This window comes from Gimesia chilikensis (assembly GCF_007744075.1).
GTDB lineage: Bacteria > Planctomycetota > Planctomycetia > Planctomycetales > Planctomycetaceae > Gimesia > Gimesia chilikensis_A.
Genome location: NZ_CP036266.1, coordinates 6,678,386 through 6,705,290, shown reverse-complemented (window position 1 = coordinate 6,705,290; position 26,905 = coordinate 6,678,386). Strand labels below are relative to the sequence as shown.

The 26,905-nt window shown below is 54.1% G+C and carries 20 protein-coding genes and 1 pseudogene; 10 read left to right on the top strand and 11 right to left on the bottom strand.

Features of this window, described 5'->3' with window-relative positions:
* Nucleotides 1-24 precede the first annotated feature (24 nt).
* The 5 genes from HG66A1_RS25320 to HG66A1_RS25300 all read left to right on the top strand — a co-directional run bounded on the left by HG66A1_RS25320 (nt 25) and on the right by HG66A1_RS25300 (nt 6,505).
* Complete coding sequence (locus HG66A1_RS25320) at nt 25-1,026, top strand: DUF1559 domain-containing protein (protein ID WP_145043607.1); 1,002 nt, start codon at nt 25-27, stop codon at nt 1,024-1,026.
* Between the two features lie 286 nt (nt 1,027-1,312).
* The gene (locus tag HG66A1_RS25315; RefSeq protein WP_145190785.1) at nt 1,313-2,803 is read left to right on the top strand and encodes a hypothetical protein; all 1,491 of its coding nucleotides are present in this window, start codon (nt 1,313-1,315) and stop codon (nt 2,801-2,803) included.
* Nucleotides 2,804-2,899: 96 nt separating this feature from the next.
* Nucleotides 2,900-3,154, top strand: a complete 255-nt coding sequence (locus HG66A1_RS25310; RefSeq protein ID WP_145190782.1) for a hypothetical protein — start codon at nt 2,900-2,902, stop codon at nt 3,152-3,154.
* A gap of 356 nt (nt 3,155-3,510) precedes the next feature.
* Nucleotides 3,511-4,761: a hypothetical protein gene (locus HG66A1_RS25305; RefSeq protein ID WP_145190780.1), complete on the top strand. Its 1,251-nt coding sequence runs from the start codon at nt 3,511-3,513 to the stop codon at nt 4,759-4,761.
* Nucleotides 4,762-4,942: 181 nt separating this feature from the next.
* Nucleotides 4,943-6,505: a LamG-like jellyroll fold domain-containing protein gene (locus HG66A1_RS25300; RefSeq protein ID WP_197996786.1), complete on the top strand. Its 1,563-nt coding sequence runs from the start codon at nt 4,943-4,945 to the stop codon at nt 6,503-6,505.
* A gap of 91 nt (nt 6,506-6,596) precedes the next feature.
* Here the strand turns inward: HG66A1_RS25300 and HG66A1_RS25295 are convergent, their stop codons facing one another.
* From HG66A1_RS25295 to HG66A1_RS25280, 4 genes are all read right to left on the bottom strand, one after another.
* Nucleotides 6,597-7,289: an ABC transporter ATP-binding protein gene (locus tag HG66A1_RS25295; RefSeq protein WP_145190774.1), complete on the bottom strand. Its 693-nt coding sequence runs from the start codon at nt 7,287-7,289 to the stop codon at nt 6,597-6,599.
* A gap of 4 nt (nt 7,290-7,293) precedes the next feature.
* Nucleotides 7,294-8,514, bottom strand: a complete 1,221-nt coding sequence (locus HG66A1_RS25290; protein WP_145190771.1) for an ABC transporter permease — start codon at nt 8,512-8,514, stop codon at nt 7,294-7,296.
* Between the two features lie 29 nt (nt 8,515-8,543).
* Nucleotides 8,544-9,335, bottom strand: a complete 792-nt coding sequence (locus tag HG66A1_RS25285) for a hypothetical protein (protein WP_145190768.1) — start codon at nt 9,333-9,335, stop codon at nt 8,544-8,546.
* Nucleotides 9,336-9,541: 206 nt separating this feature from the next.
* Entirely contained in the window at nt 9,542-9,934 is a 393-nt protein-coding gene (locus HG66A1_RS25280) for a hypothetical protein (protein ID WP_145190765.1), read from the bottom strand.
* A gap of 528 nt (nt 9,935-10,462) precedes the next feature.
* Between HG66A1_RS25280 and katG the strand changes: the two genes are divergently transcribed.
* Entirely contained in the window at nt 10,463-12,874 is a 2,412-nt protein-coding gene (gene katG, locus HG66A1_RS25275; RefSeq protein WP_145190762.1) for a catalase/peroxidase HPI, read from the top strand.
* 86 nt (nt 12,875-12,960) lie between these two features.
* On the opposite strand, the gene HG66A1_RS25270 is transcribed toward katG, so the two are convergent.
* The 3 genes from HG66A1_RS25270 to HG66A1_RS25260 form a co-directional block, all read right to left on the bottom strand.
* A complete protein-coding gene (locus HG66A1_RS25270) occupies nt 12,961-14,394 on the bottom strand; it encodes a sulfatase (RefSeq protein ID WP_197996785.1) in 1,434 nt (477 codons plus the stop codon).
* A 131-nt stretch (nt 14,395-14,525) separates the two neighbouring features.
* Nucleotides 14,526-15,896, bottom strand: a complete 1,371-nt coding sequence (locus HG66A1_RS25265; RefSeq protein ID WP_145190756.1) for a Gfo/Idh/MocA family protein — start codon at nt 15,894-15,896, stop codon at nt 14,526-14,528.
* Between the two features lie 218 nt (nt 15,897-16,114).
* A complete protein-coding gene (locus HG66A1_RS25260; protein ID WP_145190753.1) occupies nt 16,115-17,752 on the bottom strand; it encodes a DUF1254 domain-containing protein in 1,638 nt (545 codons plus the stop codon).
* A gap of 308 nt (nt 17,753-18,060) precedes the next feature.
* Between HG66A1_RS25260 and HG66A1_RS25255 the strand changes: the two genes are divergently transcribed.
* The 4 genes from HG66A1_RS25255 to HG66A1_RS25240 all read left to right on the top strand — a co-directional run bounded on the left by HG66A1_RS25255 (nt 18,061) and on the right by HG66A1_RS25240 (nt 20,557).
* Entirely contained in the window at nt 18,061-18,957 is an 897-nt protein-coding gene (locus HG66A1_RS25255; RefSeq protein ID WP_145190750.1) for a dienelactone hydrolase family protein, read from the top strand.
* 79 nt (nt 18,958-19,036) lie between these two features.
* On the top strand, nt 19,037-19,516 hold the full coding sequence (locus HG66A1_RS25250; RefSeq protein ID WP_197996783.1) for a DUF3916 domain-containing protein: 480 nt from the start codon (nt 19,037-19,039) through the stop codon (nt 19,514-19,516).
* Nucleotides 19,517-19,583: 67 nt separating this feature from the next.
* Complete coding sequence (locus tag HG66A1_RS25245; protein ID WP_145190744.1) at nt 19,584-20,066, top strand: hypothetical protein; 483 nt, start codon at nt 19,584-19,586, stop codon at nt 20,064-20,066.
* 131 nt (nt 20,067-20,197) lie between these two features.
* Complete coding sequence (locus HG66A1_RS25240; RefSeq protein ID WP_145190741.1) at nt 20,198-20,557, top strand: hypothetical protein; 360 nt, start codon at nt 20,198-20,200, stop codon at nt 20,555-20,557.
* 8 nt (nt 20,558-20,565) lie between these two features.
* On the opposite strand, the gene HG66A1_RS32860 is transcribed toward HG66A1_RS25240, so the two are convergent.
* From HG66A1_RS32860 to HG66A1_RS25225, 4 genes and pseudogenes are all read right to left on the bottom strand, one after another.
* Complete coding sequence (locus HG66A1_RS32860; protein WP_261344747.1) at nt 20,566-21,255, bottom strand: class I SAM-dependent methyltransferase; 690 nt, start codon at nt 21,253-21,255, stop codon at nt 20,566-20,568.
* 51 nt (nt 21,256-21,306) lie between these two features.
* Nucleotides 21,307-24,432: pseudogene (locus HG66A1_RS25235) on the bottom strand (efflux RND transporter permease subunit); the annotation flags it as partial.
* Nucleotides 24,429-25,817 carry an efflux RND transporter periplasmic adaptor subunit gene (locus HG66A1_RS25230; RefSeq protein WP_232106673.1) on the bottom strand — a complete coding sequence of 463 codons (1,389 nt, stop codon included), beginning with the start codon at nt 25,815-25,817 and terminating at the stop codon, nt 24,429-24,431. The gene HG66A1_RS25230 and the pseudogene HG66A1_RS25235, both read right to left, overlap by 4 nt.
* 354 nt (nt 25,818-26,171) lie before the next feature.
* A complete protein-coding gene (locus HG66A1_RS25225) occupies nt 26,172-26,804 on the bottom strand; it encodes a TetR/AcrR family transcriptional regulator (protein WP_145190733.1) in 633 nt (210 codons plus the stop codon).
* Between the last annotated feature and the right edge of the window lie 101 nt (nt 26,805-26,905).

The following is a 26,905-nucleotide window of genomic DNA, read 5'->3' as shown; positions in this document are numbered from 1 at the left end:
GCCTTGCGCCGAAAGGTATATTCCATGTTCCGTTTTAAGTCGCGCCATCTCTGGCGCCACGCTCCCCCTGCGCAGACGACCGGCTTTACGTTGATCGAACTGCTGGTCGTTATCGCCATTATCGCGATTTTGATTGCTCTCCTGCTGCCTGCGGTACAGCAGGCTCGTGAAGCGGCACGCCGTCTGCAGTGCAAAAATAATCTGAAACAGATCGGAATCGCACTGCATAACTACCACGATACGCACCAGGTCTTTCCCAAGGGAGGCTACGGTGGCTTTATGTCGGCAGCCAATGCCAGTAATCCGGCGCTGAAAGATACTGCATTGACGCTCAGTTGGGGGGCGGCCATTCTTCCCGGCCTGGATCAGGCCAACCTGTTTCATCAGATCAATCAGAATGAATGGTACGTGCATCCCGACAACGTCCCCGTCGGCCAGACAGTTCTGTCGGTTTACCTCTGCCCATCTGTGCCTTCGCCTGAGCTTCTTAAGCCTAACGGCGACCAGACTTCAGCGCCCGAAAGGTTCGCCCGCACTGACTACGGCGGAAACTGGGGGGAACGGGGGCTGCGCTGCTTCCCAGCAACTAACTGTCAAAATAACTATGGAGGTACGGGCGCGGATGCATACCGGGGCATGTTTCCGTTACTGGGAGCACCCAGCGTCCGTATGAGAGATGTCACCGATGGCACAACGAACACGATTCTGGTTGGCGAAGCACCCAATGCCCTGCATGCCATCTGGATAGGCCACAAGAATGTTTTCGACCAGAGTGCGCCGGTTAACGGTCGCTATGCGTCTGTGGGTGATACGCAATGGCAATCCTGCATCACATTCGGTGGTACAGCCAATCCGCCTGGAAAGCTCGGTTGCGATTTTGGACAGGAATTTCACAGTTTCCACACCGGCGGTGCGCAATTCTTACTGGTAGACGGATCTGTCCGATTCGTTTCTGAAAACATCAACGTCGTGACGTTCGCGGCTCTGCTTTCTCGAAAGGGAGGCGAAGTAATCGGAGAATTCTAATATTTTGAAATTCAGTATGAATCGCCGCATTGAGATGAGGTTGATTTCGTAACAGCAGAAACAGGCCATTCTCACATTCAGGGAGGATGGCCTGTTGCGTTCCTGTGATGCGTTCTGAAACTACATCGTTGACCGAGCGAGCTCAGGGAATCACATAAATACCAGGTTGCAATCGCTTCACTGGGAAGCTACTGTAAAAAGTCTCCCTGGTCTGCATCGTGTCGATCGTTTTATGTCGACGATTCGCTGAATAACAAATCGCGCAACTTCATCGGAAACCAGAACCATGCCACAACATCCAGCCTGCTTCATACTCAGTTCCCTGCTCTCTCTTTCACTTACGACAATTGCCGTCGCTGAAGACTGGGTGATCGACACACAACAGCAATGGACGGATGCAGCCAACTATCAGACGCACCTGGAATTCAAAGACGGCACCGCGGTTCCCACAGACAGCAAAGCCACCTTTGTCAGTGAAGTCAAACGCTTTGACAAGCAACACAAAGCGAAATCGCTGGTTGTCCAGCAGTCTCCCCTCTGGCAGAACTGGGACCCCGTGGCGAACCTCGGCCCCGTCAATCTGCAGGATGCCCCCGTCTTTCTGCCCATCGGTCCTGATAATTACTGGGTCTTCGGACGTTACGGCGGCGTGAAGAAAAAGCAGGGCTTCCAACCCGAACCCGCTCAACTCGACGGGTTCGACGTCAAGCTGCAGACCACTCCCTGGAAACATCAGTTTGATGCACCGGGGGGACTCAACAAGGGGCTTGGCGGCTATCACGCCTGGCAGAGCCGCGACATGGTCAATTGGGTACACCACGGTCCCGTCACCGAAGCCTTCTCCCGCTGGGTGACCAGCGCCGAGTATAAAGACGGCAAAGTCTACATCTATTACGACTACCCCAACGACCAGGACCCGCACGTCTACATTGACGAAGATCTCACCGACGGGAAACCCGGTAAAGACATGGGCCTGGCCGTCAAGGATCCCTCGCACGGTTCCGACGCCGGCTTCATTCGCGATAAGCAGGGACGCTTCCACGTGATCCTCGAAGACTGGAGCCCCATCAACGCCAGCAAACGCTCCTGGGACTCCCCGTTGGCTGCCCACGCGGTCAGCGAAGATGGCGTCACAGACTGGAAGTTCCTCGCCCCGCCTGTCGACAATCGCACGAAGGACACCGGCAAAATCGCCGAATACAAACACCCGCACTGGCTGCAGCATCCCGACTGGAACACCAACATCGGCAAATACCACGTTCACGAGCCCGAACAGGAAGCCTATGGTGACTGGGCCCCCATCTGCGTCGGTTCACAATACTACCTCTTCGGCGATTACGATCCCGCTGGCGGCGGACACATGAGCGTCGCCTGGTTCACGAGTCCCAGTATTGACGGACCTTTCGCCTGGTGCGACAAGATCGGCGAAGGACACCCCGACCCCGATATCGGCTTTGCCGAAGGTCGCTTCTATCTCTTCACCCAGCAGAAAACCGATTTTACCAGCCCCGGCCCCTGGGTGGAACAGGTCGAGGCTCGTGTCGGCGTTGATACCGACAACGACGGTAAACTCGATACCTGGACCGACTGGCAGGAAGTCAAAGAAACCTACGACTACACGCCCGGCCTCTCCAAACACGTCAAAAAAACACCGGCTCAACTCGATCTGACCAGTTTACCCGCCGGTTATGGATTCGGCTTTGAGCTGAAACTGAAAGACACGACCGCCAACAAGTCAAAACCAATGATTGATAAGGTCACGCTGACGTTTGAGTGAACCTGTTAAGTGCCGGATGTGTCCAGCTCTTTTAATTATTTGAATCGATAATGCTACTAACAGGATATTGAAGTTTCAAAATAAAGGGGATCCAAATTGAGTTTTATCGGACCGGTTGACATTGAGCGTCTTCAGGTGAGAATCGCAGCATTAATCGATTATATCGAATTTAAAACTCAATGGAGACAAGATACATTGAGAGATCTGCTTCGTGTGGGGGAAATGAAAGTCTGCATGGAGTTTATTTCCAGTCGTATCGCTGATGAAAATATCGATATTGATCTGGATCATCAACAGGAATTCGTAGATCTCTGTCAAAAGCTGAGTTTGGATGAGAGTTACTATTTGTGATCATGATCTGAAGGTCTAAAACGGTTTAGCACGCTTATTACGAGTTTCAACTAGTTCAAACCCATGATCAACTAAATACGGCTTTCCTTAAACTCAACCGCCTGGGATGGTCGGCTTTTTATATCCTCATGATTTCAGTCTGGCGTTTTTCAGATGAGAATCGGTAAAATACAGGCGTCTCTTTCCCTCCGTTTTCCAGAGAACAGCTCGCTGAGACAACAACCGAAAACGCAGTCGCGAAGGATTTCAGGTCAGGAATCACCCGTTGGAGTACCTGTGAAATGCGCGTCCCCCGTCTCATTCTGGTTGTTGTATCTGGTTTGCTCTCAACTCTCTTCATAGCTGGAGCCAGCTGCTTGACAGCAGCACCCGCGAAAACCCCGGGCAAAGCGGCAACCCCCGCTGAAGCAGAAGCCGTTCTCGACCTGGCCACATTCCCCTTACCCGCCGATGCCACGACGCAGGGCCCCCGCAGAATGGCAACATTGAGCTACACAGTCCAAAAGCCTCTCAAAGAAATCTTCGACTTCAACGTCAAAGAACTGACCGGGCGGGGATGGAAAGAAGTAGCAGGCAGCCGTCGCGAAGGACCGTTCGCCGGCGCTGAGTTCACACATGGTGATTTCCACCTCAACCTCTCGGTCATGCAGCCTGCTCCTACCAGTCCTGTGAACGTAAACTTCTCACGCTATGGCAATATTCCGCTGACTGCCCTGCCGGTCCCCAAGGGAGCGAAGCAGGTCTATGCGTTTCCAGCGACCATCATGTACACAACCGAAGCCCCCGTGAAAGAGACGGCCGAGCAGTGCCACGATCTGATGCTGAAAGCAGGCTGGACCCCCTACGGCAGTGCCAGTACTACGGCCTATTATCGTCAGAATGCGGTACTGGTGATGGTTAATGTCATGAGTGCACAAGGCCAGGGAGGCAAAACCGCAATTACTTATACCAGTTCGCTGCTCTCACTCGCTCTGCCGGCCTTCCCGGATGCCATCGATTTTCGTTACACCGATATGACCTCCGAGTTGTCCTTCGATACAAATGCCACTCTTGAGGCCGTGACCGACTTTTATCGCAAGGCCCTGGCGACCGAGGACTGGAAGGCCACAACCGATGCGCCGGTTGCCATCAAATGGAAGAAGTTCACCATCTTCCGTAAACCGGGACAGCAGATGATTACAATCACCACTCACGATTTTGAAGGCCGTACCCGCGTACGAATCAAACATCAGACCGCCGTTGAAGTGGCGGAAGATGAAGTTCTCGCTTACGAAGAAGAGGGGCGCAAAGCCACGTATCGTAAAGGCGAAAAACCGGAAGTCGCAGTTCTGACGAAAGACAGTCTTAAAGTGCAGCAGGAAAAACCGTACGCTCTGCGGATGCAGGTCAAATCGGGTTCCGCATTCGCGGTGGGCAAGGCCGTAGTCGACGCACTGATGGCCGCTGGCTGGAGCGGCACCCTGCCGAAGAAATCCCCGGTCTTTACCACATGTGCTCTGAAAAAGGGAGAGGCACAAATCTGGGTGATCGCGACGGAACCGACCAAAGCCAATCCCTGGGTCGCCGTAATCGGAGCCGGCGTCACGCTTAAACCCACAGACCAATAATGTCTGAATCTGCTTACTGCAAGAATCAATTCCCATATCATTGAGGGGCCGGGTTAACCATAGCTTCATCTCCTCTTAATTGAATTCCGCCGGGCACTCTCTCTATACTGAGGAATGCTCTGGAGGTACAGCAGTGCGCTGACCGTCAGTCCTTCTCTGTCTTCTGATGAAAGTGAATGTGATGAACCGCTCAAATTTCTGTGCCGGTCTGCTCTGCTGCCTGTTGGCATCTCTATTTCTGCAGACAGTTCAGGCGAAAGAACCCGCCGATCAATCCAACAGGCATGTCCTCATTATCGGTATGGACGGCACCCGCCCCGACGCCCTGCTGAAAGCAAAGACCCCCACCTTCGACAGACTGATTAAAGAAGGCGCCTTCACCGACGATGCCAATATTCTGGGCACGCGCTATCAGAAGAACGATACCATCAGCGGTCCCGGCTGGTCGAGCATCCTCACCGGCGTCTGGGCGGACAAGCACGGCGTGCACGACAACAGCTTCAAAGGGAAAAACTACGAACTCTTCCCCCACTTTTTCAAACGCCTTAAACGCCAGCGGCCCGATGCGAAAACCGTCTCGCTTGTCTCCTGGGATCCCATTCACGAACACATTCTCTCCGAGGCCGATGTCGCTCAGGTCTTCCCGCTTCCCCGCAGTAAACAGCAGATCGCAGACCTCCGCGTCTCTGGTGATAAACTCAACATCGACACCCGCGACGGCAAATGGCATCACCTGCTCGCCACCCGTCAGAAAGACACTCTGAAACTCTATCTGGACGGCAAAGAAATCGGTTCGCTCTCAGGCGTCGACCTCGATTATACGCTCGGCGGCGACTTCTATTTTCTCGGCCGGGATTCCCGCACCGGTCCGACCTGCTTTCACGGTCAACTCGACGACATCCGACTCTGGAACCGGTCGTTAACCGATACACAGATCGCACAGGCCGCCAGCGGTGCGACTCCCGATCGCCAGGGCCTGGTTGCCGAATATCGCTTTGAAGACGCTGCCGACTCTGGTGCACAGGTCCTCGATCTGCCCCATAATGGCGGGAAAGACCACGGTCTGCAGATTCCATTAACCGAATCCCTCAAACAGTTGCCACATGCTGATTTCACCATCGAAGCTCGCTTTCGCACAACCGACAAAGGACGCAATATCCTCTTCGGCAATTATAACGGCAAAGCGGGTGCCCTGAACCTGGAACTGCATGAAAAGAACAGCGTCCGCGTTTACGTTCAACCACCCGATCCCCGCAACACCGATGCCCTCGCACGGGAAGGAGAGCGGGACAAAACTATTGCCGAGACCGCCGTCCGCATACTCCGGGAAGAAGATCCCACCGCGATGTTCGTCTACTTTCATCAGACCGACGCCACCGGCCATGCGATCGGCTTCAGCCCTGAAGTGCCCGAGTACATCACCGCGATTGAGAATATCGACAGTCGCGTTAACTCCCTGATGCAGGCCGTACAGTCACGACCGAACTTCAAGCATGAGGACTGGCTGACAATCGTCTGCACCGATCATGGCGGTTTGAAACGCAGTCACAGCGACGGCCTGAATGTACCGGAGATCCGCCGCGTCTTTCTGATTGCCCACGGCCCCTCCGTGGCACCTGGTAAAATCTCGCAGCAGGCCTATCTGGTGGACGTCACCGCGACCGCACTGCAGCATCTGTTGGGCGAAGTCGATCCCAAATGGCAGCTCGACGGCAAACCGGTCGGTCTCAAAGCTTCGAAGTAATGCACAGACCGTCCTTGAAGTAGACGTAAAAAAACGGGCCCCCTCGTCTTGTAAGGGGGCCCGCATCACTTCTACCAGATCGTGATTAACTTCAAGCCGATTTCTTCAGATCCTCTTCAGTGCCTGATTGAATTCGACCCTCGGAAAGCTTCAGAGTCCTGCGGGCGCATCCCGCAGCGGAGAGGTCATGCGTAACCATGATGATCGTCCGACCTTCTTCGTTGAACTGCCGCAAAAACGACAGGACCTGATCCCGGGTATCGGGATCAAGGTTTCCCGTCGGTTCATCGGCCAAGATGATCGAAGGGTCGTTCGCGAGCATCCGGGCCAGCGCCACGCGCTGCTGCTGGCCGATACTCAGCTCACTTGGTTTATGCTGCAGACGATCCTGCAGGCCGACGGTGGCCAGCAGTTCCTCGGCCCGCTGCTGTCGCTCCGTTTTATATTTCTGCGACAGCATCATGGGGACCTGCACATTCTCTATCGCCGTCAGATAGGGGATCAGGTTGAATGTCTGAAACACAAACCCGAGCTTATTCTGACGGACTTCGGCCCGTTGTTCGACAGGGAGATCGTAGATCGATTCCCCGTCCAGCAGAATCCGTCCCTCGGAAGGGGCGGACATCGCTCCCAGCATGGACAGCAGCGTCGTTTTGCCACTGCCACTGGGGCCGATGATCGAAACAAAATCTCCTCGCGGAATCTCGACACTGGTGGAATCCAGGGCCACGACTTCGTCCTGTTTCTTGCGGTAGACTTTTTTGACATTTTCTAACTTCAACATGCGGTTAGACCTCCTTGAAACAGAGACAGGGATCGAGGCGGGATGCCTGGCGTGCCGGAAAGTAACTGGCTGCCAGTGTAACCAGTACCGCGACAGTCGCAGCGACCAGTGCCAGACCAGGGACCGGAACGACGGTAACATCCGCAAAGGCAGGACCCAGGAAGACAGCAATCACGCTGCCCAGGATATACCCGCAGATCCCACCGGCCAGACCCAGCAACGCTGCTTTCGCCAGGAAGAGCCGCGTGACGAAACGCGGCGTCGCTCCCAGTGCCATCAGCGTACCGATTTCCCGGCGGCGTTCGATGACATTTGCGAAACTCGCGCTGGCCATACTCGCACCACCCACGGCAATCAGAATTGCCAGGAACAGGTATGACAGATTCGTCATCATCCGGTTGATCGAAACCTGCGTCTCGACCACGTTGGCGATGGTGACCACCTTGGTACCGGGTAACAGCTCTGACAGATCGCCTACCAGTCCATTGGCCACATCCTCGCAGCAGCCCATCACTTCGATGATGTTCACAACCGGACCCGCAGAGGACAGCCGCTGGACGGTATGCAGGTGAGCAAACACCCGGCTGTCATCCACAGTACCGGTCGCAGGGAGTACAGTCAGGACGTTGAACGACTCTCCCAGCAGGTCCAGTGAATCACCGGCTTTGAGGTTGTTGGCGGCAGCGAAGTCCGATCCCAGAATGACTTCCGATTTATTCAGATGCTGCAGCGAGCGTCGCTCGGCCAGGGCCTCGGGGGAATCCTGGTTTTCGTCGGCAACGTTGATCTTCGCTTTACAGCCTTCGTGCTTTTTGAAGAGCATTCCGCCCCCCGACCAGGCATTCATCTTCTGAATTTCTGATTGAGGCAGAATCCCCGTCAGAATCACATCCTGGTCGTCGACCTTGGTCGGGACACACAGTTTCGGCGTAATCGCTTCTACTCCGGTAAGTCCTGCCAGTGCCAGTTCGGCCACGTGTTCTTCAGGAATCGTTTCCTGGTGCATGTCCGCTGCGTAGTAGTCCTGCAAAGTGACTCCCTGGGGGAGAATCAACACGTTGGCCCCCAGTTCGTCGAGTTTGCCGGCGACTTCCTGTTCAGAAAAGATCGTGACGTTGCGGATCGCCACCAGCGCTGTCACACTCAGGATGATCGCCAGCAGACTGGCAATCAACGCCGTGGGACGCTCCTTCAGTTCTTTCCAGATCATGGTGCTCATTGTCATGAGAAACCTCCTTCAGTGAGTGAGACGGTCTATTCTTTACAGTGCTTACAGCCTTCCACGCCACAGCTTTTGCCCGCTTTTTTAAGCTCGGCGATCAACTGCTGGCTGGTAACCTTGCCGCTGTATTGACCAATCATCACACCTGGAGGCGCCATGAATACGATTGAAGATTCCTGCGAAGCCGGCACTTCCAGCTCTTTCAGGAAGTCACCTTCACCCGGTGCACTACGGTCGACGGTCACGACTTCCACCACGTCCTTGTAACAGGGAATCGCTTTGAATGCCTCTACGCCCGCAGGTACGCCTGTGTTGCCACCGGGATTGACACAGAGCAGAACCATTTTGCGGCTCTGCAGGTTCAGCATGCAGCGGGCCTTAGTGGCAGACACGAAGGCCTGCTGAATGTAATCATCGTTGATCTGTTTCACGAACGATCCGGTGATGGCACCATTGGGAGCAACCGCCAGCGTCAGCGGCATCGGTGCCCGGGAGACACCGTACTCTTCAATGATTTTCTGCTCTTTAGGATCGTTGGTGTTCACGGCGACAAAAGAGGTCGTCTCTTTCTTGCCGTTCAGGTTCTGCGACAGCGTATTCCACATGCTTTTCGTCGTTTCATCCTGGTCTTTGTAGAACATGATGAACGTGTATTTGTTCTGTTGCGAAGCTGTAGCCCGCGAGCTTTCGGCTCGACTCAGGGCAGCGACGCGGGGTACCTCTTCAGCCATCGATACCGTGGTCAGAGAACTCAGCAGAGTTCCGGCGGCCAGCAGGCGGATACCGTTAACTTTGAACAGTCTGAGAATCGAAGGAGTCATCATAGCGATCATTTTCCTTGTCAGTAGTGGGAATGATTAAATCTATATTGGTGAGAGGAGCCAGCGATGGACGTAATGCGTTATCCGTGTGAAGATCTAAGATCTTCTGCTGGATTGAGCGCAGCGCTGTTCTCCTCGGTATATCAACGGAAAGACAACTCTGGTTCAGCATCCAGAGCGATCGCCTGCGCAGAGCAGGCCACGAGAATTTATAAACGCAAGGGGAGCGTCAGCGGCGTCTGTGATGTGTCCCTGGAGAAAGAATCCAGGACGGTGAAACGCGCCCCGTCCTGATCATGATTGACCACAATTCCGGGAAGTGGTGTCACACTGATGAGTGGCACTACTGGTGCATTCGGTGCAAAAACCTGATCGGCCATGTGACAGATACAGGGGCAGTCATGGTGATCATCATGCGAGGATTCACTGCGGATCTCTGCCGACTTCGAGGTATGTACGCAACAACTGCAATTCGAAGCGGGAGCGAGACAGACTTCGCCTGCGGTGGAAACAGCTTCATCGCAGCCGGCCAGACCATGTCCCCAGCAGACGGGGCACGGTTGCAGCAACAGTGCGATCATTAAAAGGCGAAGCAGTTTCATCTGTCTGTCAGATCCAGCGTAAAGTATCAGCAAACCATTTCCTGAGGGATTGAATTTCCATCAGGATAGAGCTTTGTGTGCGCCCCGGTTCAGGGGACATAACCAATGTTGATATCGTCTGCCGAACTTATTCCGCTTGATCTCATCTGATCAGTTATAACGTTTGTGCCGGTTTGTCAGGGGGCAGCCAACAAAGACGATGCCGGACTCCCATACTCCATATAATGCCTATGTTTTCAGCGGTGACATTTCTCATTAACTCTAGAATCAGAAGCGGTCTCACCGGGCACTCACACTGGATGTCGATGTCATGTTTTGGTCCAGATTTCTGAAAAGGATATGGATGTAAAGTTTATAAGTATTTAAATATAAAATACTTGTGAAAATTTAATTCCATGCATGAGGTGCATGGTATGTATGCTGGTAATGTATTAGACATATCGCAGTCTCCGTCTAGAATGAAAGTGTCGCAGGAACAGTCCCGGTCGAGGACACTCCATTTCACTCTAAATACTGACAGGAGATGTGATGACTAGTTACTTTGGTCGCTCAATACAGAAAGGCGCGGTGCTGGTGTTATGCGTCGCCAGTTCTGCGTTTGCACAGAATCACCCGCCCCACGCGAAACAGACACAATCAGAGGCTCACAAACAGCATTCCCATGTGGCCGCACTGAAAGGTGACAAAGAAGGGGCAGCCGCCAAATGCCCGGTCATCGGCCACGCCGAGGGCCAGCGAAATACCGCCGCAGCAGCGGGCAACATGTCGATCGGCGACTGGTGGCCCAACCAGTTGAACCTCGATATTCTGCATCAGAATTCTCAGAAAAGTAATCCGCTCGGCAAAGATTTCAACTACGCCGAAGAGTTTCAGAAACTGGATCTGCAAGCCGTCAAGAAAGACATCAAACAGCTGATGACCACCTCTCAGGACTGGTGGCCTGCTGACTACGGACACTACGGTCCCCTCTTCATCCGGATGGCCTGGCACAGTGCCGGTACCTACCGGGTTACCGATGGACGTGGCGGTGCATCAGATGGCACCCAGCGCTTTGCACCGCTCAACAGCTGGCCCGACAACGCCAACCTGGACAAGGCCCGTCGCCTGCTCTGGCCGATCAAGCAGAAGTACGGTCAGAAAATCTCATGGGCCGACCTCATGGTTCTGACCGGAAATGTCGCTCTGGAGTCCATGGGCTTCGAAACCTTCGGCTTCGCCGGCGGTCGTGAAGATGTCTGGGAACCTCAGAAAGATGTTTACTGGGGACCCGAGAGCGAATGGCTCGGACGTAAACGCTACGAGAATGAAGACAAACTCGAAAACCCACTCGCGGCAACCCAGATGGGTCTGATCTACGTCAACCCGGAAGGACCTGCCGGCAAGCCCGATCCACTGGCAGCTGCCCACGCCATTCGCGATACCTTCGGTCGCATGGCGATGAACGATGAAGAAACCGTCGCCCTGATCGCTGGCGGACATACCTTCGGTAAAGCCCACGGTGCCGCCAGCCCCAAAGGCAATGTCGGTCCCGAACCAGAGGGCGCTGGTCTCGCTGAGCAGGGACTCGGCTGGAAGAATAAATACGGTAAAGGAAATGCCGGGGATACCATCACCAGTGGCCTGGAAGGTGCCTGGACTTCAACCCCCACCCAGTGGTCCAACGGCTACTTCGATAATCTGTTCGGTTACGAATGGAAACTGGTCAAAAGCCCCGCCGGTGCGTGGCAGTGGACTCCCAAAGAAGAATCGGCAAAAGGAACGGTTCCCGATGCCCACGATCCTTCCAAGTCACATGCACCCATGATGTTCACAACTGACCTGGCGTTGAAGATGGATCCCGCTTACGGCAAGATCTCCAAACGCTTCCACGAAAATCCGGATCAGTTCGCCGCTGCCTTCGCGAAGGCCTGGTATAAGCTGACGCACCGTGACATGGGGCCCGTCTCCCGCTGTCTCGGTCCTGAAGTTCCCAAGGCACAGATCTGGCAGGATCCCGTACCCGCCGTCGATCATAAGCTGGTCGACAAGCAGGACATCGCAGAACTCAAACAGAAAATCCTGGCTTCCGACCTGACAGTCCCACAACTGGTCTCTACCGCCTGGGGTTCCGCTTCCACCTTCCGAGGCAGTGACTATCGTGGTGGTGCCAACGGAGCACGTATCCGGCTGGCACCGCAGAAAGACTGGAAAGTCAATCAGCCTGAAGAACTGGAAAAAGTTCTGCAGACGCTGACGAACATCCAGCAGGAGTTCAACAAGGCTCAGACAACCGGCAAGCAGGTTTCCCTGGCTGACCTGATCGTACTCGGCGGATCTGCCGCTGTGGAAAAAGCCGCCAAAGCCGCCGGTCATGATGTGAAGGTTCCCTTCTCACCCGGTCGCACCGATGCTACCCCGGAGATGACCGATGTGGAATCCTTCGCTGCCCTCGAGCCACAGGCAGACGGCTTCCGAAACTACTACTCGCACGGATTGACGACGCCGGCTGAAGAATTGCTGGTCGACCGGGCAAACCTGCTCACGCTGACAGCGCCGGAAATGACGGCCCTCGTCGGTGGTATGCGGGTGCTGGATACGAATGTCGGCGTTCCAGGGCTGGGAGTTTTCACTAAGCAACCGGGAACCCTGTCCAACGACTTCTTCGTGAACCTGCTCGACATGGATACCAAATGGCAGAAGTCACCCATGTGTGATCACTTCTTCGAAGGTCGGGATCGCAAAACCGGACAGGTCAAGTGGACAGCCAGCTCTGTGGACCTGGTGTTCGGCTCAAACTCACAGTTACGGGCGATCGCCGAAGTCTATGCCAGCGAAGATGGTAAAAAACGGTTCGTGGAAGACTTCGTCTCCGCCTGGACCAAAGTTATGAACCTCGACCGGTTCGACCTGGATCCGGCTCTGAAGAAGGCGGCTCCCACAGCCAGCCTGAGTCAGCGCTAGATCTGACGATCAACGCCTGAAACGTTGACGCGAACGGGGGAGTGGGCCAAACGGCCTGCTCCCCTTTTTTGATTACTGTCCGCGTCTCATTTCTGCTTGAGAAAGCTCCGCTCCGTCGCAACCGGGTCCGCATCATCCCAACGCTGCAGCCAGGTTTGCAGTTCCCCTTTCAGCCGCTTCAACACCGGTGCCATTTCCGGCTTATCGATGAGATTCTCCAGCTCTTCCGGATCCGCCTGACGGTCATACAACGCCCACTCCGGACGATGATGCAGTCGCTTCACCAGTCTGTCCTGGGTCTGACGTTTCGTCTTTTGAGCTCTGCGGACCCACGAACCCGCGGTGTCTGCACGTCCCTGTGAGTTACCGGCTTCAAGCCACTTAAGTGCCTGGGTCAGTGTGGTATTGGATGTGATCTCCTGGTCTGCACGCGGCGACCAGATCAGCGTATAGCGCTGGTCGCGGATGGAACGGATCGGAAAAATCCGTTCCCGGTTATCAATGATGTTGCAGTTGGTGAAGGCACCGTAGGCGTATTCATGCACCCTCTGGTTGCCCCCCGTCAGGTTGACCCACTGACTGCGTCCATCAAAATCCTGATCGTCAGGCTGGCTTCCCGCAGCGGTGAGCAGCGTGGGGGCGATGTCGGCCAGCCACATCAGTTGGGAGTTGCGTTTCCCCTCTGGGATGACTCCAGGCAGCGAGACCACAACGCCGGTAGCCAGCCCATCATCGAAACAGGTCCACTTGGAAAAAGGAAACGCATTCCCCTGCTCGGAACAGAACAGGACCAGCGTGTTGTTCGCAAGTTGTTCTTCCTTCAGTACGGTCCGCAGCTGTCCCAGCAGATCATCCAGATTGGTGATCTCCGCGTAATGTTGGACCAGTTCTCTGCGATAGGCCCGCGTATCAATGGTGTCGGCGTTGAGTGATAATCCCTGCTGATCATATCGGCTGGGGTCACCAGTTGTATAAGGTCCGTGCGCATCATGCGAGGCAACGACCAGGCAGAAAGGCTGACCCGCCTCGCGGGCGGTCGTCATGTACTCGCGTGCCAGCTTGACTGCTTGGGGGTTCGCATTTTCCTGCTTGGACAGACTGCCGACATTGTCGAAGGGATAGCACTCGTTCGGTCCGATGTGACGCTTTCCCAACAGGCCCACGCGATAACCCAGCGGTTTCAGATAGTGCGGCAGACTCCGTGTCCCTTTGACTGACTTGGAATGATTGGGCATCGCCCGCGTCCGCCAGACAGTGCGACCACTGTAGAGTTCCTGACGGAAGGGAGCACACATCGCGACGTTGCAGTACACGTTGTCCAGTCGCATGCCGTCCCGCGCGAGTTGATCGAGGTGCGGCGTCTGCGCCTGACCACCCCACGGGCCCAGTGAATCGCGATCGATGTCATCGCCCAGCAGGATCAGAATATTCGGCGGTGCTGCTTCAACGTCCGTTTCTGCAGACCAGGCACAGAACAGCAGCAGTACCAGAATTCCACTCACAACAGGAACGCGCATCATCGAACCACCCATGGCTTGAGAACATCTGGAGAAAGATCACCGTAATCCACAAAGTATCCACGGAAAGACGCTCGACCGGATCGCGCAGCGACGCACAACCCGGTCGAGTCTGTTCCCTGAATCCAACGGGATTACATGTTGATCTCATACCCCTTGCGGTTTTCGCGGGAGAGGAATGAGTTCGCCTGATCATCGCCGACGATCTCGCGTTTCTTCGGATCCCAGTTGAGATCGCGACCAAGACGCATGGAGATATTCGAGAGATGGCAGATTTCCAGCATCCGGTTATGCGACCAGACATCCGAGATCGGCTGCTTGCGGGATTTCATTCCCTCAATGAAGTTAGCGGTGTGGTTTTCACTCACTTTGCCGCCATACACAGCTTCAATCGCACCGTCTGGCAGCGGATTGTCTTTCAGTGCTTCAACGGGGGCACCCACAATTTTGCCCCGGTTGACGAAGAACCGGCCTTTGGTCCCTTCGAACAGAATGCCGTTATCTCCTTCGCTGGTGATAATCATTTCCACGTCTTCAGGCATGTCGACCTTGATACGGAAGCTCGTGGCGGCATTGTACTGATCGTTGACGACCGGGAAACCATCTTTGTATTCCACAGGCAGTTCGTAACTGACGGGGGAAATTTTGCTGGGGCCGGTATCGGTGGCACCCAGTGCCCAGCAGGCGATGTCGACGTGATGAGCACCCCAGTCGGTCAGCTTACCGCCGGAATACTCGTGCCAGTTACGGAATGAATAGTGGCAGTTGCTGTAGAGCGGCACTCCCCCGCCATAACCTTCACGCATTTCAGGCAGAGCCCGATAAGCGACCTTCGGAGCGGGTCCCAGCCAGAATTCATAATCCAGGCCTTCCGGAACTTCCGCTTCGGGAATTTTAGGAGACCCTTCCATGCCATTGATGCCACAGGTCACTTTCTGAACCTTACCAATCCGACCATCGCGGATCAGGGCAATCGCCTGCAGGAACCGCTGTCCCGATTCAGATCGCTGCATGGTTCCCACCTGGAACACGCGACCGGTCTGCTTGACCATCTTTTCGATCAGCTTGCCTTCGTCGATGGTCAGCGTCAATGGTTTTTCACAGTAAACGTCTTTGCCCGCCAGCATCGCTTCGACGGCGATTTTGGTGTGCCAGTGATCGGGAGTCGCAATCATGACAGCATCGATATCCTGACGATCGAGCACCTTGCGGTAATCTTTATAAGCGTCCGGTTTTTTATCCTGCTTCTTGACCAGCTTCTCAACGTTGGCACCCAGTACGTTTTCATCCACATCGGCCAGTGCCGCAAAGTCGGCGAACTTGGTTGATTTGTTGGTAATCGCCCAACCCTGGTTTCGCAGACCAATGGTCGCAAACACCGGACGTTCGTTGGGGGACTCATATCCCATGGCCCGATTAAGTGAAGGGCTCAGGATACCGGCAGCACCCGCGAAGGCGACTCCCTGGATAAAATTGCGGCGCGACATTTTTTGAGAAGTTGACATTCAGTGAAATCCTCTTGGAGAAATAAATGAAATTCTGCAGATGTAATCAGACTCATACTTTGCCGAACATTTCAATTCGAAAAGCGAAGTCCATCGGGACCATAAATTGTAGCTGATGATACGAGCCGAGTACACCGCAAATGTCTCATGTCAAATACGGGTTCGGCTGGTTTCTTGTGGCGGGAATCGATTCATCAGACCTCGAATATCGAGCCGCTTTATGGAACCGGCTGGATCTCACTCGGCTGCCAGGTCCTGTCAAAGAATGAAGGTAGCGGACTATAGAGCCGCAGAATGGTAAACCAGCCTTTTCCGGGGGTGGTTTGAATCCAGTTTCCACGCGGGACATCGTCTGGTTTCTGAGGACTGAAATAGACCGTAGTACTTCCCGCTGCATCCGATTCCGCTGCCGGCGAAGGATAACTCTGGCTCCCTGCACGCGGGTATTTTTGAGGAGTTTGTAACATCGAACGGGTCTGGTTATCGTAGACTGTCAACGACCAGAATGCCCGCGCGGGGATTCCTTTGGGTAAAGTGACTCGATAAGTGGCTGAACCATCGAAGGGCTCACCACTGTCATCAGAAAAGGCGATCAGGTACTGCGAACCAACACCAGGAATCCGCATGATCATCCCGGGGGAGTCAAGCGTATACGCGAAGTAGAATGCAGTTCGTGAGTCGAGTGTGCGTGCGCCGGTGGGAGGATATGGTTTGAAAATGCCCTCTTTGTATGCGGGTGGCGGAGTCTCGAAGAAAGCCCCACCCTCAAACAGCATGTTCATCCACTGGGATCCTTTATAGTAGGCCCACTCGGGATGGCGTTGTGCAAAACGCCAGTTCAGCATCCTTCCACTGGCATTGCCGATGTTAGCGGCATCGGTCAGGATTTTCTTCATACGTGCATCCGGCTCAAACGGTTTCCCTTTGACAATCCCGATCGCTGCCAGCTGTCCTGCGAGTTCTACATCATAACTGGTAGCCGGCTCCTGCTGAACGTTTTCGTTAATCAGTTCGAAAAATCTGTAATCGCTTGGAGGCACCGTATTGAAGCTTTTACCGCTGGCTTCAATAAACCGGGTTGGGGGAACAGGAGGATTTTGCGCGAGGCGGACCTTCCCCTCCAGCGCTGAGGCAATACTCGTCCCAAAGCCGCCGGGGGTGTAAGGATAAATTTTCAGGTTCTGCTTGATATTGTCTACCGCCGGTTTCGGATCATTATCGACCAGAAAGGAACGCGCTGCATACAGAACGCGGTTTGTTTTGGAATGCGCGATGAAATAACCTCCCTCAGGTAACGGACCCTGGTAGCCGGGAGGCACAAGCAGATACCTGCCTCCTGCACCGCGGTCCGGGCCGGGACGCCCGATATCAATAATCCAGCTGAACCACATATCGTTGATGGTTCCCAGTCCGAGGGGAGGCTGTTCGATTACCATGGGGCCTTGAGACAGATTGATAACGCCCATGTAGTAGACGGTATCAGCGTTTGCCGTCAGAAACAGAGAATGAGCATCCATCAGCTTTGAAAAAATAACGATCGTATTATCTTCAGCTCCGATACTCTGGAATCCCTTACCGAGCGCATACGCCGATGCCCCCCGGTAGCTGTTATTATAAACATTAACACCCCTGACAAGATCCAGCATGCTGGAAGTTCTGCCAGCGGTGTTCTCTGTCGGGACACCATTTTGAAATTCCAGGGTACCAATCGAAGAGTTCAGTTCGTCCGGAGTCACAAGTTCAGCCGGTGGTGGTGTATATTCCTGTGAGTGGGCCTGAATTGTGACGAATAGAATCAGTACCGTTACTGACAAAGAGAGGCATGCTGAGCGGAAAAGGCACAATGTTTTATTCATGATTTGGACCTGAAAATATCTACCGGCACTGGAATTGCTGGTACAGGTCCCTGATGAGATCCGGATGCCAGCTGGAATTGAAAGGTCTTCAGATTCTAAACAAATCATTTTCAACATCCTACAACATTCCAGAGATTTTACTGAATCTTCATGCCCCGTCATTCGGGGACCGGAAATGAATTTTCTGAAATTCTATTTTCAGTTCTGCGGCAGAAAACTTATCATAAAAGACGGTGTTTACTCTGAGTTCCCGCCGGTTGTGGATATCGATGACTTCCGGCTTATTTTAATTGAAAGTGAATTCTCCCATGGAACGCAAATCCGCATCTGAATTCGATCAGAAAGTTCTGGACCTCTACGACGACTATGCCCACGGCCGACTCAATCGGCGGGATTATATTAAACAACTCGGTGCCTTCGCTGTTGGTGGCTTGACAGTCGAGGGCCTGCTGGCCAGTCTCTCTCCCAACTACAGCTGGGCCGAACAGGTTAAACCTGATGACCCACGCATTAAAACCGAACGCATCACCTACGACTCCCCCGACGGAGCTGGCAAAATGAAGGGCCTGCTGGCCTGGCCCGCAAAGGGAGATAAATTTCCCGCGGTTCTCGTGATTCATGAAAACCGGGGCCTGAATCCCTACATCGAAGATGTGGCCCGCCGCCTCGCTGCACAGGGGTTTCTGGCACTGGCTCCCGACGCTTTAACGCCCCTGGGTGGTTATCCCGGTAACGATGACGAAGGCCGTACCATGCAGCGGAAACGGGAACCTGAAAAAATGAAAGAGGATTTCGTCGCAGCTGCGAAACTGCTCGACAAACATGACAAGTCCACCGGCAAAGTAGGCGTGGTGGGCTTCTGCTTCGGTGGGGGCATGGTCTATCAGGTGGCGCTCGAACTCCCCGACGTCATCGATGCCGGCGTCCCCTACTATGGTCGTCAGCCCGATGCTGCCGAGGTTCCCAAACTCAAGACACCCCTGCAGATTCACAATGCATCACTGGATCGCCGCATCATGGCAGGCGCTCCCGAACTGGAAGCGGCTCTGAAAAAGAACGACAAACCGTTCGAGGCCTATGTCTACGAAGGCGCGAATCACGGCTTCCATAACGATACCACTCCCCGCTACGACGAGAAGTCCGCAGAACTCGCCTGGAAACGAACGATCGACTTTTTCAAGAAACAACTCGGGGAACAGAGCTAAGTAAAACTCGGCGACTAATGAAGGTGCAGCGTTCGTGAGACGGATTACTCTGAATCGCCCCAACAGGAAACTGAGAGGGGTGCGGCGTCATTTACGAAGCCTGACGAAGTGGGCAGATCTGATTCATTTTGAAAATGATCTTCGACCGGGGGAGAAGTATGTTAACTTCAAAGTCCCACTCCCCGCTGCACTGGTCGAAGGGCCGCGGTCGCGACATCGTCTACAGGCAGACGTGATTTCACAGTTACTGCGGGCAGCCGAGAAACTGGCCAGGCAACAACCACCTGAGAATAGCCAATTCTACCGGGTGGCAGTCCTGTTGACTTTGCCTGACCTGTTTGCAAGTGAAGTCACTCTGTTTTTTGATGAAGACTATTTCCACGGATTCCTTTACGAGAACAGTTTGCCCGACTTGCAACGCCCCAGTCAGCTCTATGCAGTCAAGATTCCGGAGATATTTGATATCGAGTGTGGCTGCCTGGTCTCATACACGGATGACGAGTATGTCTATCGCAGCCATCATTGGACGATTACTGCTTCAACCCCACATCAGATCTGAATTCTTTTTTGCCAGTAGTTGACCAGGCTGTTCATCCAGTAGTAGAGAAAGTATCGAAGAGCCCGTGATGCATCGATTTTATCACATCGAAGAAGTTGACGGCGTTTTCGAAACGGTGTTACCACCCTTCGATCACACAGCCTGGCCAGATATTGTGCCGGAACAGGGATACGTCTGGATCAGTAACCCTGGTCTCGAAATCGCAGGAAAATTGGATTCCATCCTCTCCCAGGCACTTTTTCAGACAGACGCGATCGACTTAAAAAGTGCCATTCATCGGCTGGAATTCGATGTCTCAATTCCCGCTGCTGATTTTTTGCGCTTTGCCGAATCGAAGTTCACTCAAGGCATCGATTTCATCCTCAGTGAAAAACATCAACCTGCGGAATTTCAATGGTCCTCCCTGCCCCGGCACAGCTGGCCAGACATCTTGGCACAGAACCAGATCACCCTTGTCTTTCACAGGCCAGCCGGTGGAGAACCTTCAAAAATCATCTCGCCATCCGGAGACATATTGAAAAAGCTCATCGACCGGATTTCCAGTCGATGAGCTGTAGTTCTTAACGAGTGTGTTTTTTGTCTTTTGTTATTGATCGTCCCCAGTATTGCAGAACAATCCCTGGGTACCAGCTCAGAGCTTGATAAAGGGGCAATTAATAATCTTGTATGGAGAAACTGCAAATGGAACTCGACGATATATATGAAGAACTACTGGTGCTGGTTTCCGATTATGGAGCGCAGGTTGACACTCCCATCGAAAGTGAGCATTTCTTTGAGGCTCTGATCAAAGAGTTTGACGGTACTCAGTCTGAATTCCTGTTATTCGTTCAGGATAACCTACCGAACTGGTATCGTTCAGTTCCTGAAAATGGACCGAACTGGATTCAGGATGCGGAATGGCAATTTCATGACGGTAAGCCAATGCTGTTTTTAGGTGAAATAAAGGTTCCTAAATCTGCTGGTGTGTTTCACGACGATGCCGCCGTATTTATTTTTCTTTCAGAATCTGGCATTAGTAAAAGCGTGATTCAAGTGGCTTGATCGGCCACTTAAACCCGCTGAATCACAGCAAACAATGCGTGCGGTCCCCCTTCCGAGAAGTGGGTGTCCGCGTCTTCCCGCGTGACGAAACGACAGTCTACGATCGACTGCACCTGCCAGCCCTCCTGGAAGGTGGCACGCAGTTCTTCGCTGCTCACGCGTCGCGGTCCTTCGCCCGCAGGTTCCTTATCGCTGAAGCACTGCAGATAAAGCGTCGCCCCCGGTTCCGTTACCTGGGCCAGTTCACTCAGGTAACGTACACGGTCTTCATTCGAGAGAATGTGGAAAAATCCACAGTCGAGTACATTCTCAAACAGCTGATTCAACTCTGAAAGCTGCAATGCGTTCTGTTGCAGGAACGTTGCCCGCAGACCCCGTTCGGTTGCCTTACGATTGGCTTCCGCAATCGGGGCGGCCAGCAGATCGATGCCGGTCACTTCGCAATCCTGAGCCGCGAAGAACAGCGCATTCTCTCCCGTCCCACAGCCGACGTCCAGCACGCTGCCCCGGATCCGGTCCGACACCTTTACAAACTCCGGCTGTGGTTCACCAATATCCCAGGGAGGCCTCTCTTCCGCATACATCTGTTCGAAGTTCTCGGCAGGAGTGGTTTCTCTATCAGCCGGACCAGGGGAAGCCGAGTCGGAACTGTTCGCGTTAGACTGGCTGCGGGAAACATGTTCGTCGGATGGTAACATCGCATTGGTCTCCTGGTTCAAAACGGCAGCATCCCCGCCGGCCACTGCAGGCTGGCGAGCGAAACGTCGCAGCACCACGTAGAAGACCGGGGTCAGGAACAGACCAAACAGGGTAACTCCCAGCATACCACTGAAGACCGCGGTCCCCAATACCCGTCGCATTTCAAAACCGGCACCAGTGGCGATGAGCAACGGAATCACACCCAGAATGAAGGAGAACGCCGTCATCAGAATCGGCCGCAGTCTTAAACGACAGGCCGCAACAGCGGCTTCAAACCGGTCCTTACCCGCGTCTTCTTCCGCCTTGGCAAATTCCACGATCAGAATCGCATTCTTACAGGCCAGACCCACGAGTACGATGAATCCGATCTGCGTCAGAATGTTATTGTCCATGCCACGGAACCAGATACCCATGATGCCGAACAGCAGACACAAAGGCACAATCAGAATGATGGCCAGTGGCAACAGCCAGCTTTCATACTGAGCTGACAGCGTGAGGAATACAAACAGCACCGCCAGCGGGAACAGGAACATAATCGTATTTCCTGCCTGCCGTTCCTGGAATGCGAGTTCAGTCCACGCATAACCGAATCCGGGCGGCAGACTCTGTTCCGCCAGCTGTTCCATCGTTGTCAGCGACTGGCCCGTACTGAAACCGGGTACGGTATCACCATTCAGGTCAGCAGCAGGGAACAGGTTGTAACGCACCAGGCGGTCCGGTCCCGCTGTTCGCTTCAACTGCACTACCGAACCCAGAGGAATGCTCGTGCCCCGGGCACTGCGGGTGCGCAGGCGGAGAATGTCGCTCGGTTCGTCACGGAACTCAGGTTCCGCCTGTGCCGTCACGCGATACGTACGACCCAGGAAGTTAAAGTCGTTCACGTATACCGAGCCCAGGTAGACTTCCAGTGCATCGAAAATGTTGTTAATCGGAATATCCAGCATCTGTGCCTTGGTCCGGTCCACCTCCGCATAAATCTGCGGCACGCTCGTTCGGAAGTTTGAATAGACCTGTACCAGCCCGGGCTGTTGATTGGCTTCCGCCACCATCCGCTCGGTAACCTGATTGAGGGCAGCCACGCCGGCGCCACTCTGGTCCTGCACGTACATCTTATATCCGCCACCACGACCGATCCCACGGACCGGAGGCGGAGGAATGATGAAGATCTGCGCTTCATTGATTGAAGAGACTTCACGCCGCAGGTCCCCGATAATCGCATCCAGGTTTCGTCCCCGCTTGGCCCGCTCCTTGGCATCTTCCAGCGGGAGGAACGTCACCGCGGCGTTGGGGCTGATCGTAAACGTCGATCCCGACAGACCGGCAATCCCGACGGAATGTGCCACACCATCAATCTCACTTCCGATTTGCGCAACCTGTCTGGTAACCACATCGGTTCGCGACAGAGAAGCACCATCGGGCAGCCGGATACTGACAATCAGATATCCCTGGTCCTGGGCGGGAATAAATCCTGACGGGACCATACCAAAACTGTACCAGGTCGCCACCAACAGGCCGCCATAAAGTATCAGCGACAGCGCCGACACACGAATGATGCGGGAAATAAAGCCCGCGTAAACGTTTCCGGTAAAGTCAAAGAAGCGATTGAACCCACGGAAAAACCAGCCGAAGAAGAAGTCGACCAATTTCCCCATCTTGTTCCGCTCGGCGTTCTTCGGTTTGAGCAGTAACGCACACAGAGCCGGGCTCAAGGTCAGTGATACGAATGTTGAAAACGCAGTCGAGATGGCAATCGTCATCGCGAACTGCCGGTAGAAGCGACCACTCATGCTCGGTACGAACATGGTCGGCACGAACACGGCAATCAGCACCAGAGTTGTCGCGATCAGCGCAGAGCCGACCTCGTCCATCGCCTTATGTGTGGCTTCGCGCGGCGAATAACCATCGCCGATCAGACGTTCCACGTTCTCCACCACTACGATGGCATCGTCCACCACAATCCCGATCGCGAGCACCAACCCGAACAGTGAGAGCGTATTCAACGAAACGCCCAGCACCTGCATCGCGGCAAATGTTCCGATCAGCGAAATCGGAATTGCGATCACGGGAATGATCGTCGGTCGCCAGCCGTGCAGGAACAGGAACACCGTCAGCACCACCAGCGCAGTCGTGATATAGAGAGTTTCAAACACCTCGGCGATCGACTCTTCGACGTAGTCGGTCGGGTTGTAAGCAATCTCGTAGCCTACCCCTTCAGGGAAGTCCTTGTTCAGATTGGCCATGGTCTGCTTCACTTCGGCTGCAGCATCCACCGCATTCGTACCGGGCCGCTGATAAATCAGAATCGCCACTGCAGGCTTTCCGTCCAGATAACTGATACGCGAGTAATCCTGGGCTCCCAGTTCAATCCGGGCCACATCATTCAGACGCGTCACGCGACCATCATCGCCCCGTTTCACGATGATATCGCCGAACTCGCTCTCTTCGCGCAGACGACCCTGGGTGGTGACGTTCAACTGAAAATCACCAGAGGCATCAATGGGAGGCTGACCAATCACACCAGCCGCCACCTGTGCGTTCTGTTGACGGATCTCTGAAACGATGTCGCCCACGGTCAGACCCACGTGCGTCATCTTCTCAATGTCGAGCCAGATGCGCATCGAGTATTCGTTACCACCGGCGACTCGAATATCCCCCACACCATCCAGACGCATCAACGCGTCGCGAATGCGCAGGAAGGCAAAGTTACTGATATAAAGCTGGTCCCGGCTGTTGTCGGGTGAGTTCAAGTGCACCACCATCAGCATGTCGGGAATCTGTTTCCGCGTGGTCACACCAATCTGACGCACCGCTTCGGGCAGACGTGCTTCCGCAACCGCGACCCGGTTCTGTACGAGCACCTGCGCGTCGTCGAGGTTGGTTCCCAACTGAAACGTGACGGTCAACTGCATAGTACCGTCACTACTCGAGGACGATTCCATATACAGCATGTTGTCCACGCCGTTCATTTCCTGTTCGATCGGCGTCGCTACCGTATCCGCGATCACCTGGGGCGTCGCACCTGGATAACTGGCGCGAACCACAATCGTCGGCGGTGCCACATCGGGGTACTGGGAGACCGGCAATGAGAAGTACGCCAGACCTCCTACCAGAACAACAATGAAGGAGAGCACCGACGCAAAAATGGGGCGTTCAATAAAGAAATGGGGGAACTTCATGGATTGTTCCTAGGCTTTCCAAACAATGAACTGACCTTCGGTGCCGGCTTCGTCGGCAGGGGATCGGGTTCGGGGGAGATCCATTGCTCAGGCGGCAAGGGACTGTAATCGTTGGGCAGACCATCTTCGACGACTTCAATTTTCCCGGGTTTCACCTGGACCTCCATATCCGGACGTACCAGCAGCAGACCGGCGATGATGAGTTGCTCATCCCCTTTCAGCCCCTCGCGGACCACGCGTAATCCATCCACGATCGGCCCCGGTTGAATCACGCGTTGCTCGACTTTGCCATCCACAACCACATACACGAACTGCGATGACTGATCGGTGCCCACTGCAGAGTCGGGAATCAGGATCGCTTTATAAGCGGCACTTCCCGGAATCCGGATCCGGGCAAACATCCCCGGCAGCAGCGTCCCGTTTTGATTCGGGAAAATAGAACGTGCCCGCATGCTGGCGGTATCCACATCAAACCGGTTGTCTACGAAGTCCATGTGTCCCTGGTGAGGAAACCCTTTCTCATCCACCAGACCGAGGAATACCGGGTTTTTAGCCACACGGGAACTGGCACGTTTGCCGTTCTGAGCCAGGCGAGTGTATTTCAAAACTTCCTGCTCGTTGGCATCGAAGTTACAGTAAATCGGTGCGACCGAAGTGATTGTCGTCAGCATCGTCGAAGTGGAAGTACCTCCGCTGACGAGGTTCCCTTCCGTGACATGCTTCTTACTGGTTCGTCCTGTGACGGGAGCATAGATCCGCGTGTAATCCAGATTCAGTTCGGCTGTTTCGACTTGTGCTTTCGAAGCTTCGATGACCGCCCGCGCGGTTTCAATGGCCGCCTTCGCTGAGCTGATGCCTGCCTGGCTTGCTTCCACATTTGCTTTGGCCTGCAGAAAAGCCGCTTCCAGCTGATCGAGTTCATCCTGCGTTGTCACGTTTTTTGATTTGAGCGAGCGCGTCCGCTTGACCTGGGCAAATGCCAGTTCCAGTTGCGCCTGTGTCTGCTCCTTCTGGGCATTCGCTTCTTCCAGTTGTGCGCGGGCCTGCACCAGTTGCGAATTCGACTGGCTGAGGGTCGCCTTAGCAAGACTCAGCTCCGCTTCGAAAGGGCGGGGATCTATCACGAACAGCAGATCGCCTTTATTGACCATCTGCCCTTCATCAAAGTGAGTGGATTTGAGATATCCACTGACTCGCGCCCGCACTTCGACAAAGTCGATTGCTTCCAGTCGACCGGTGTAAGCGTCCCACTCGACAATCTGCTTGACGACTGGCTTGGCGGTCGTCACAGTGGGGGCCACTTTCTGGGGGGGGGCCGTCTGGGCTTCGTTACATCCCGAAAGGCTGACACACAGTCCGCCCCATAGGACCAGAGATAAACTCATTAAATACTTCATTGAATTCGCCGATGGTTGATTGACTCTGAAGGAAGGCAGTTTTCGGAAAAGCGTTGCTGGCATTCGAAGCGCCCTGTTTTCCGGGTGGTACACACTTACGACGCTAATCGGTAAGCCTGGCTAATAGTTTATACGAAAACTATTCACATGAAGTTTATGCGAGATGTCGATATGAGGCAATTGCAGAATTCAGATTTTTCAGCAGAAAATCGGAAGGCCCGTTCTTCCTAACTGCAGGAAGCTATTCAGGATGTGACTGTCCAGAATGTTTGTCCTGGACACTTGGTTTTAGCCCCGTAGCAGAGAGTTCGTCGGGGAGCTGTGAACCCTGAGACCATCGCTTCAGGACCGTTTTCGGCAGGAGTATTGAGCCAGAAACATGCTGACCGTCGATTCCACCAGCTGTTTCTTCTGAACTTCCGTCAGTGGCGCTTCCTTGCCGATCAATGGGGGCCAGAAAGCGAAGGATTGAATCAGTCCCAGGAACTGCTTCGCCGCCAGTTGGGCATCAGGAATCTGCAGGTTACCCTCCTGATGCGCTGTTTCCAGCCAGACGATCAACCCGGCCTCAAACTGGGTCGAATCAATCATCATCTCACGAGCCAGGTCCGGCGACTGCAAAAAACGGGAAAGCGTAACCCGGGCCAGATCCTGAAATTCGGGGGAAGCCATCAAATCGACGGCCGTCTGACCGATATCGCTCAGCTGAGTGGCAATGGGTTCACCGGGAGTATAGTCGGAGACTTCGATCAACTGACATCGTGACATCAGCTCATCCACAATCGCAGCGAACAGATCCTCCTTGCTGGGAAAATGATTGTAAACCGTTCTCTTGGATACAGATGCGACTTCCGCAATCCGGTCCATACTGGTGTTGTCGAAACCGTTCTGCTTCAGCTCCGAAACGGCGGCCTCCATGATTGCGGCCCGTTTCCGATCTGTCAGTCTTCCCTTGTTTGCCGATTTTGACGTCATAAAAAAAGTATACTTTGCGGTTTACATACTTTGATAAAAAACTACACTACCCGGTGTAGTTTACTTGCGCTTCTACCCAATTCCCATAGAGACCACGGAAA

Bases quoted from the DNA above. Each gene is read 5' to 3' on its own strand.
- HG66A1_RS25320 (WP_145043607.1), top strand. From the start codon at position 25: ATGTTCCGTTTTAAGTCGCGCCATCTCTGGCGCCACGCTCCCCCTGCG.
- HG66A1_RS25315 (WP_145190785.1), top strand. From the start codon at position 1,313: ATGCCACAACATCCAGCCTGCTTCATACTCAGTTCCCTGCTCTCTCTT.
- HG66A1_RS25300 (WP_197996786.1), top strand. From the start codon at position 4,943: ATGAACCGCTCAAATTTCTGTGCCGGTCTGCTCTGCTGCCTGTTGGCA.
- HG66A1_RS25295 (WP_145190774.1), bottom strand. From the start codon at position 7,289: ATGTTGAAGTTAGAAAATGTCAAAAAAGTCTACCGCAAGAAACAGGAC.
- HG66A1_RS25290 (WP_145190771.1), bottom strand. From the start codon at position 8,514: ATGACAATGAGCACCATGATCTGGAAAGAACTGAAGGAGCGTCCCACG.
- HG66A1_RS25285 (WP_145190768.1), bottom strand. From the start codon at position 9,335: ATGATGACTCCTTCGATTCTCAGACTGTTCAAAGTTAACGGTATCCGC.
- HG66A1_RS25280 (WP_145190765.1), bottom strand. From the start codon at position 9,934: ATGAAACTGCTTCGCCTTTTAATGATCGCACTGTTGCTGCAACCGTGC.
- katG (WP_145190762.1), top strand. From the start codon at position 10,463: ATGACTAGTTACTTTGGTCGCTCAATACAGAAAGGCGCGGTGCTGGTG.
- HG66A1_RS25270 (WP_197996785.1), bottom strand. From the start codon at position 14,394: ATGATGCGCGTTCCTGTTGTGAGTGGAATTCTGGTACTGCTGCTGTTC.
- HG66A1_RS25265 (WP_145190756.1), bottom strand. From the start codon at position 15,896: ATGTCAACTTCTCAAAAAATGTCGCGCCGCAATTTTATCCAGGGAGTC.
- HG66A1_RS25260 (WP_145190753.1), bottom strand. From the start codon at position 17,752: ATGAATAAAACATTGTGCCTTTTCCGCTCAGCATGCCTCTCTTTGTCA.
- HG66A1_RS25255 (WP_145190750.1), top strand. From the start codon at position 18,061: ATGGAACGCAAATCCGCATCTGAATTCGATCAGAAAGTTCTGGACCTC.
- HG66A1_RS25245 (WP_145190744.1), top strand. From the start codon at position 19,584: ATGCATCGATTTTATCACATCGAAGAAGTTGACGGCGTTTTCGAAACG.
- HG66A1_RS25240 (WP_145190741.1), top strand. From the start codon at position 20,198: ATGGAACTCGACGATATATATGAAGAACTACTGGTGCTGGTTTCCGAT.
- HG66A1_RS32860 (WP_261344747.1), bottom strand. From the start codon at position 21,255: ATGTTACCATCCGACGAACATGTTTCCCGCAGCCAGTCTAACGCGAAC.
- HG66A1_RS25230 (WP_232106673.1), bottom strand. From the start codon at position 25,817: ATGAGTTTATCTCTGGTCCTATGGGGCGGACTGTGTGTCAGCCTTTCG.
- HG66A1_RS25225 (WP_145190733.1), bottom strand. From the start codon at position 26,804: ATGACGTCAAAATCGGCAAACAAGGGAAGACTGACAGATCGGAAACGG.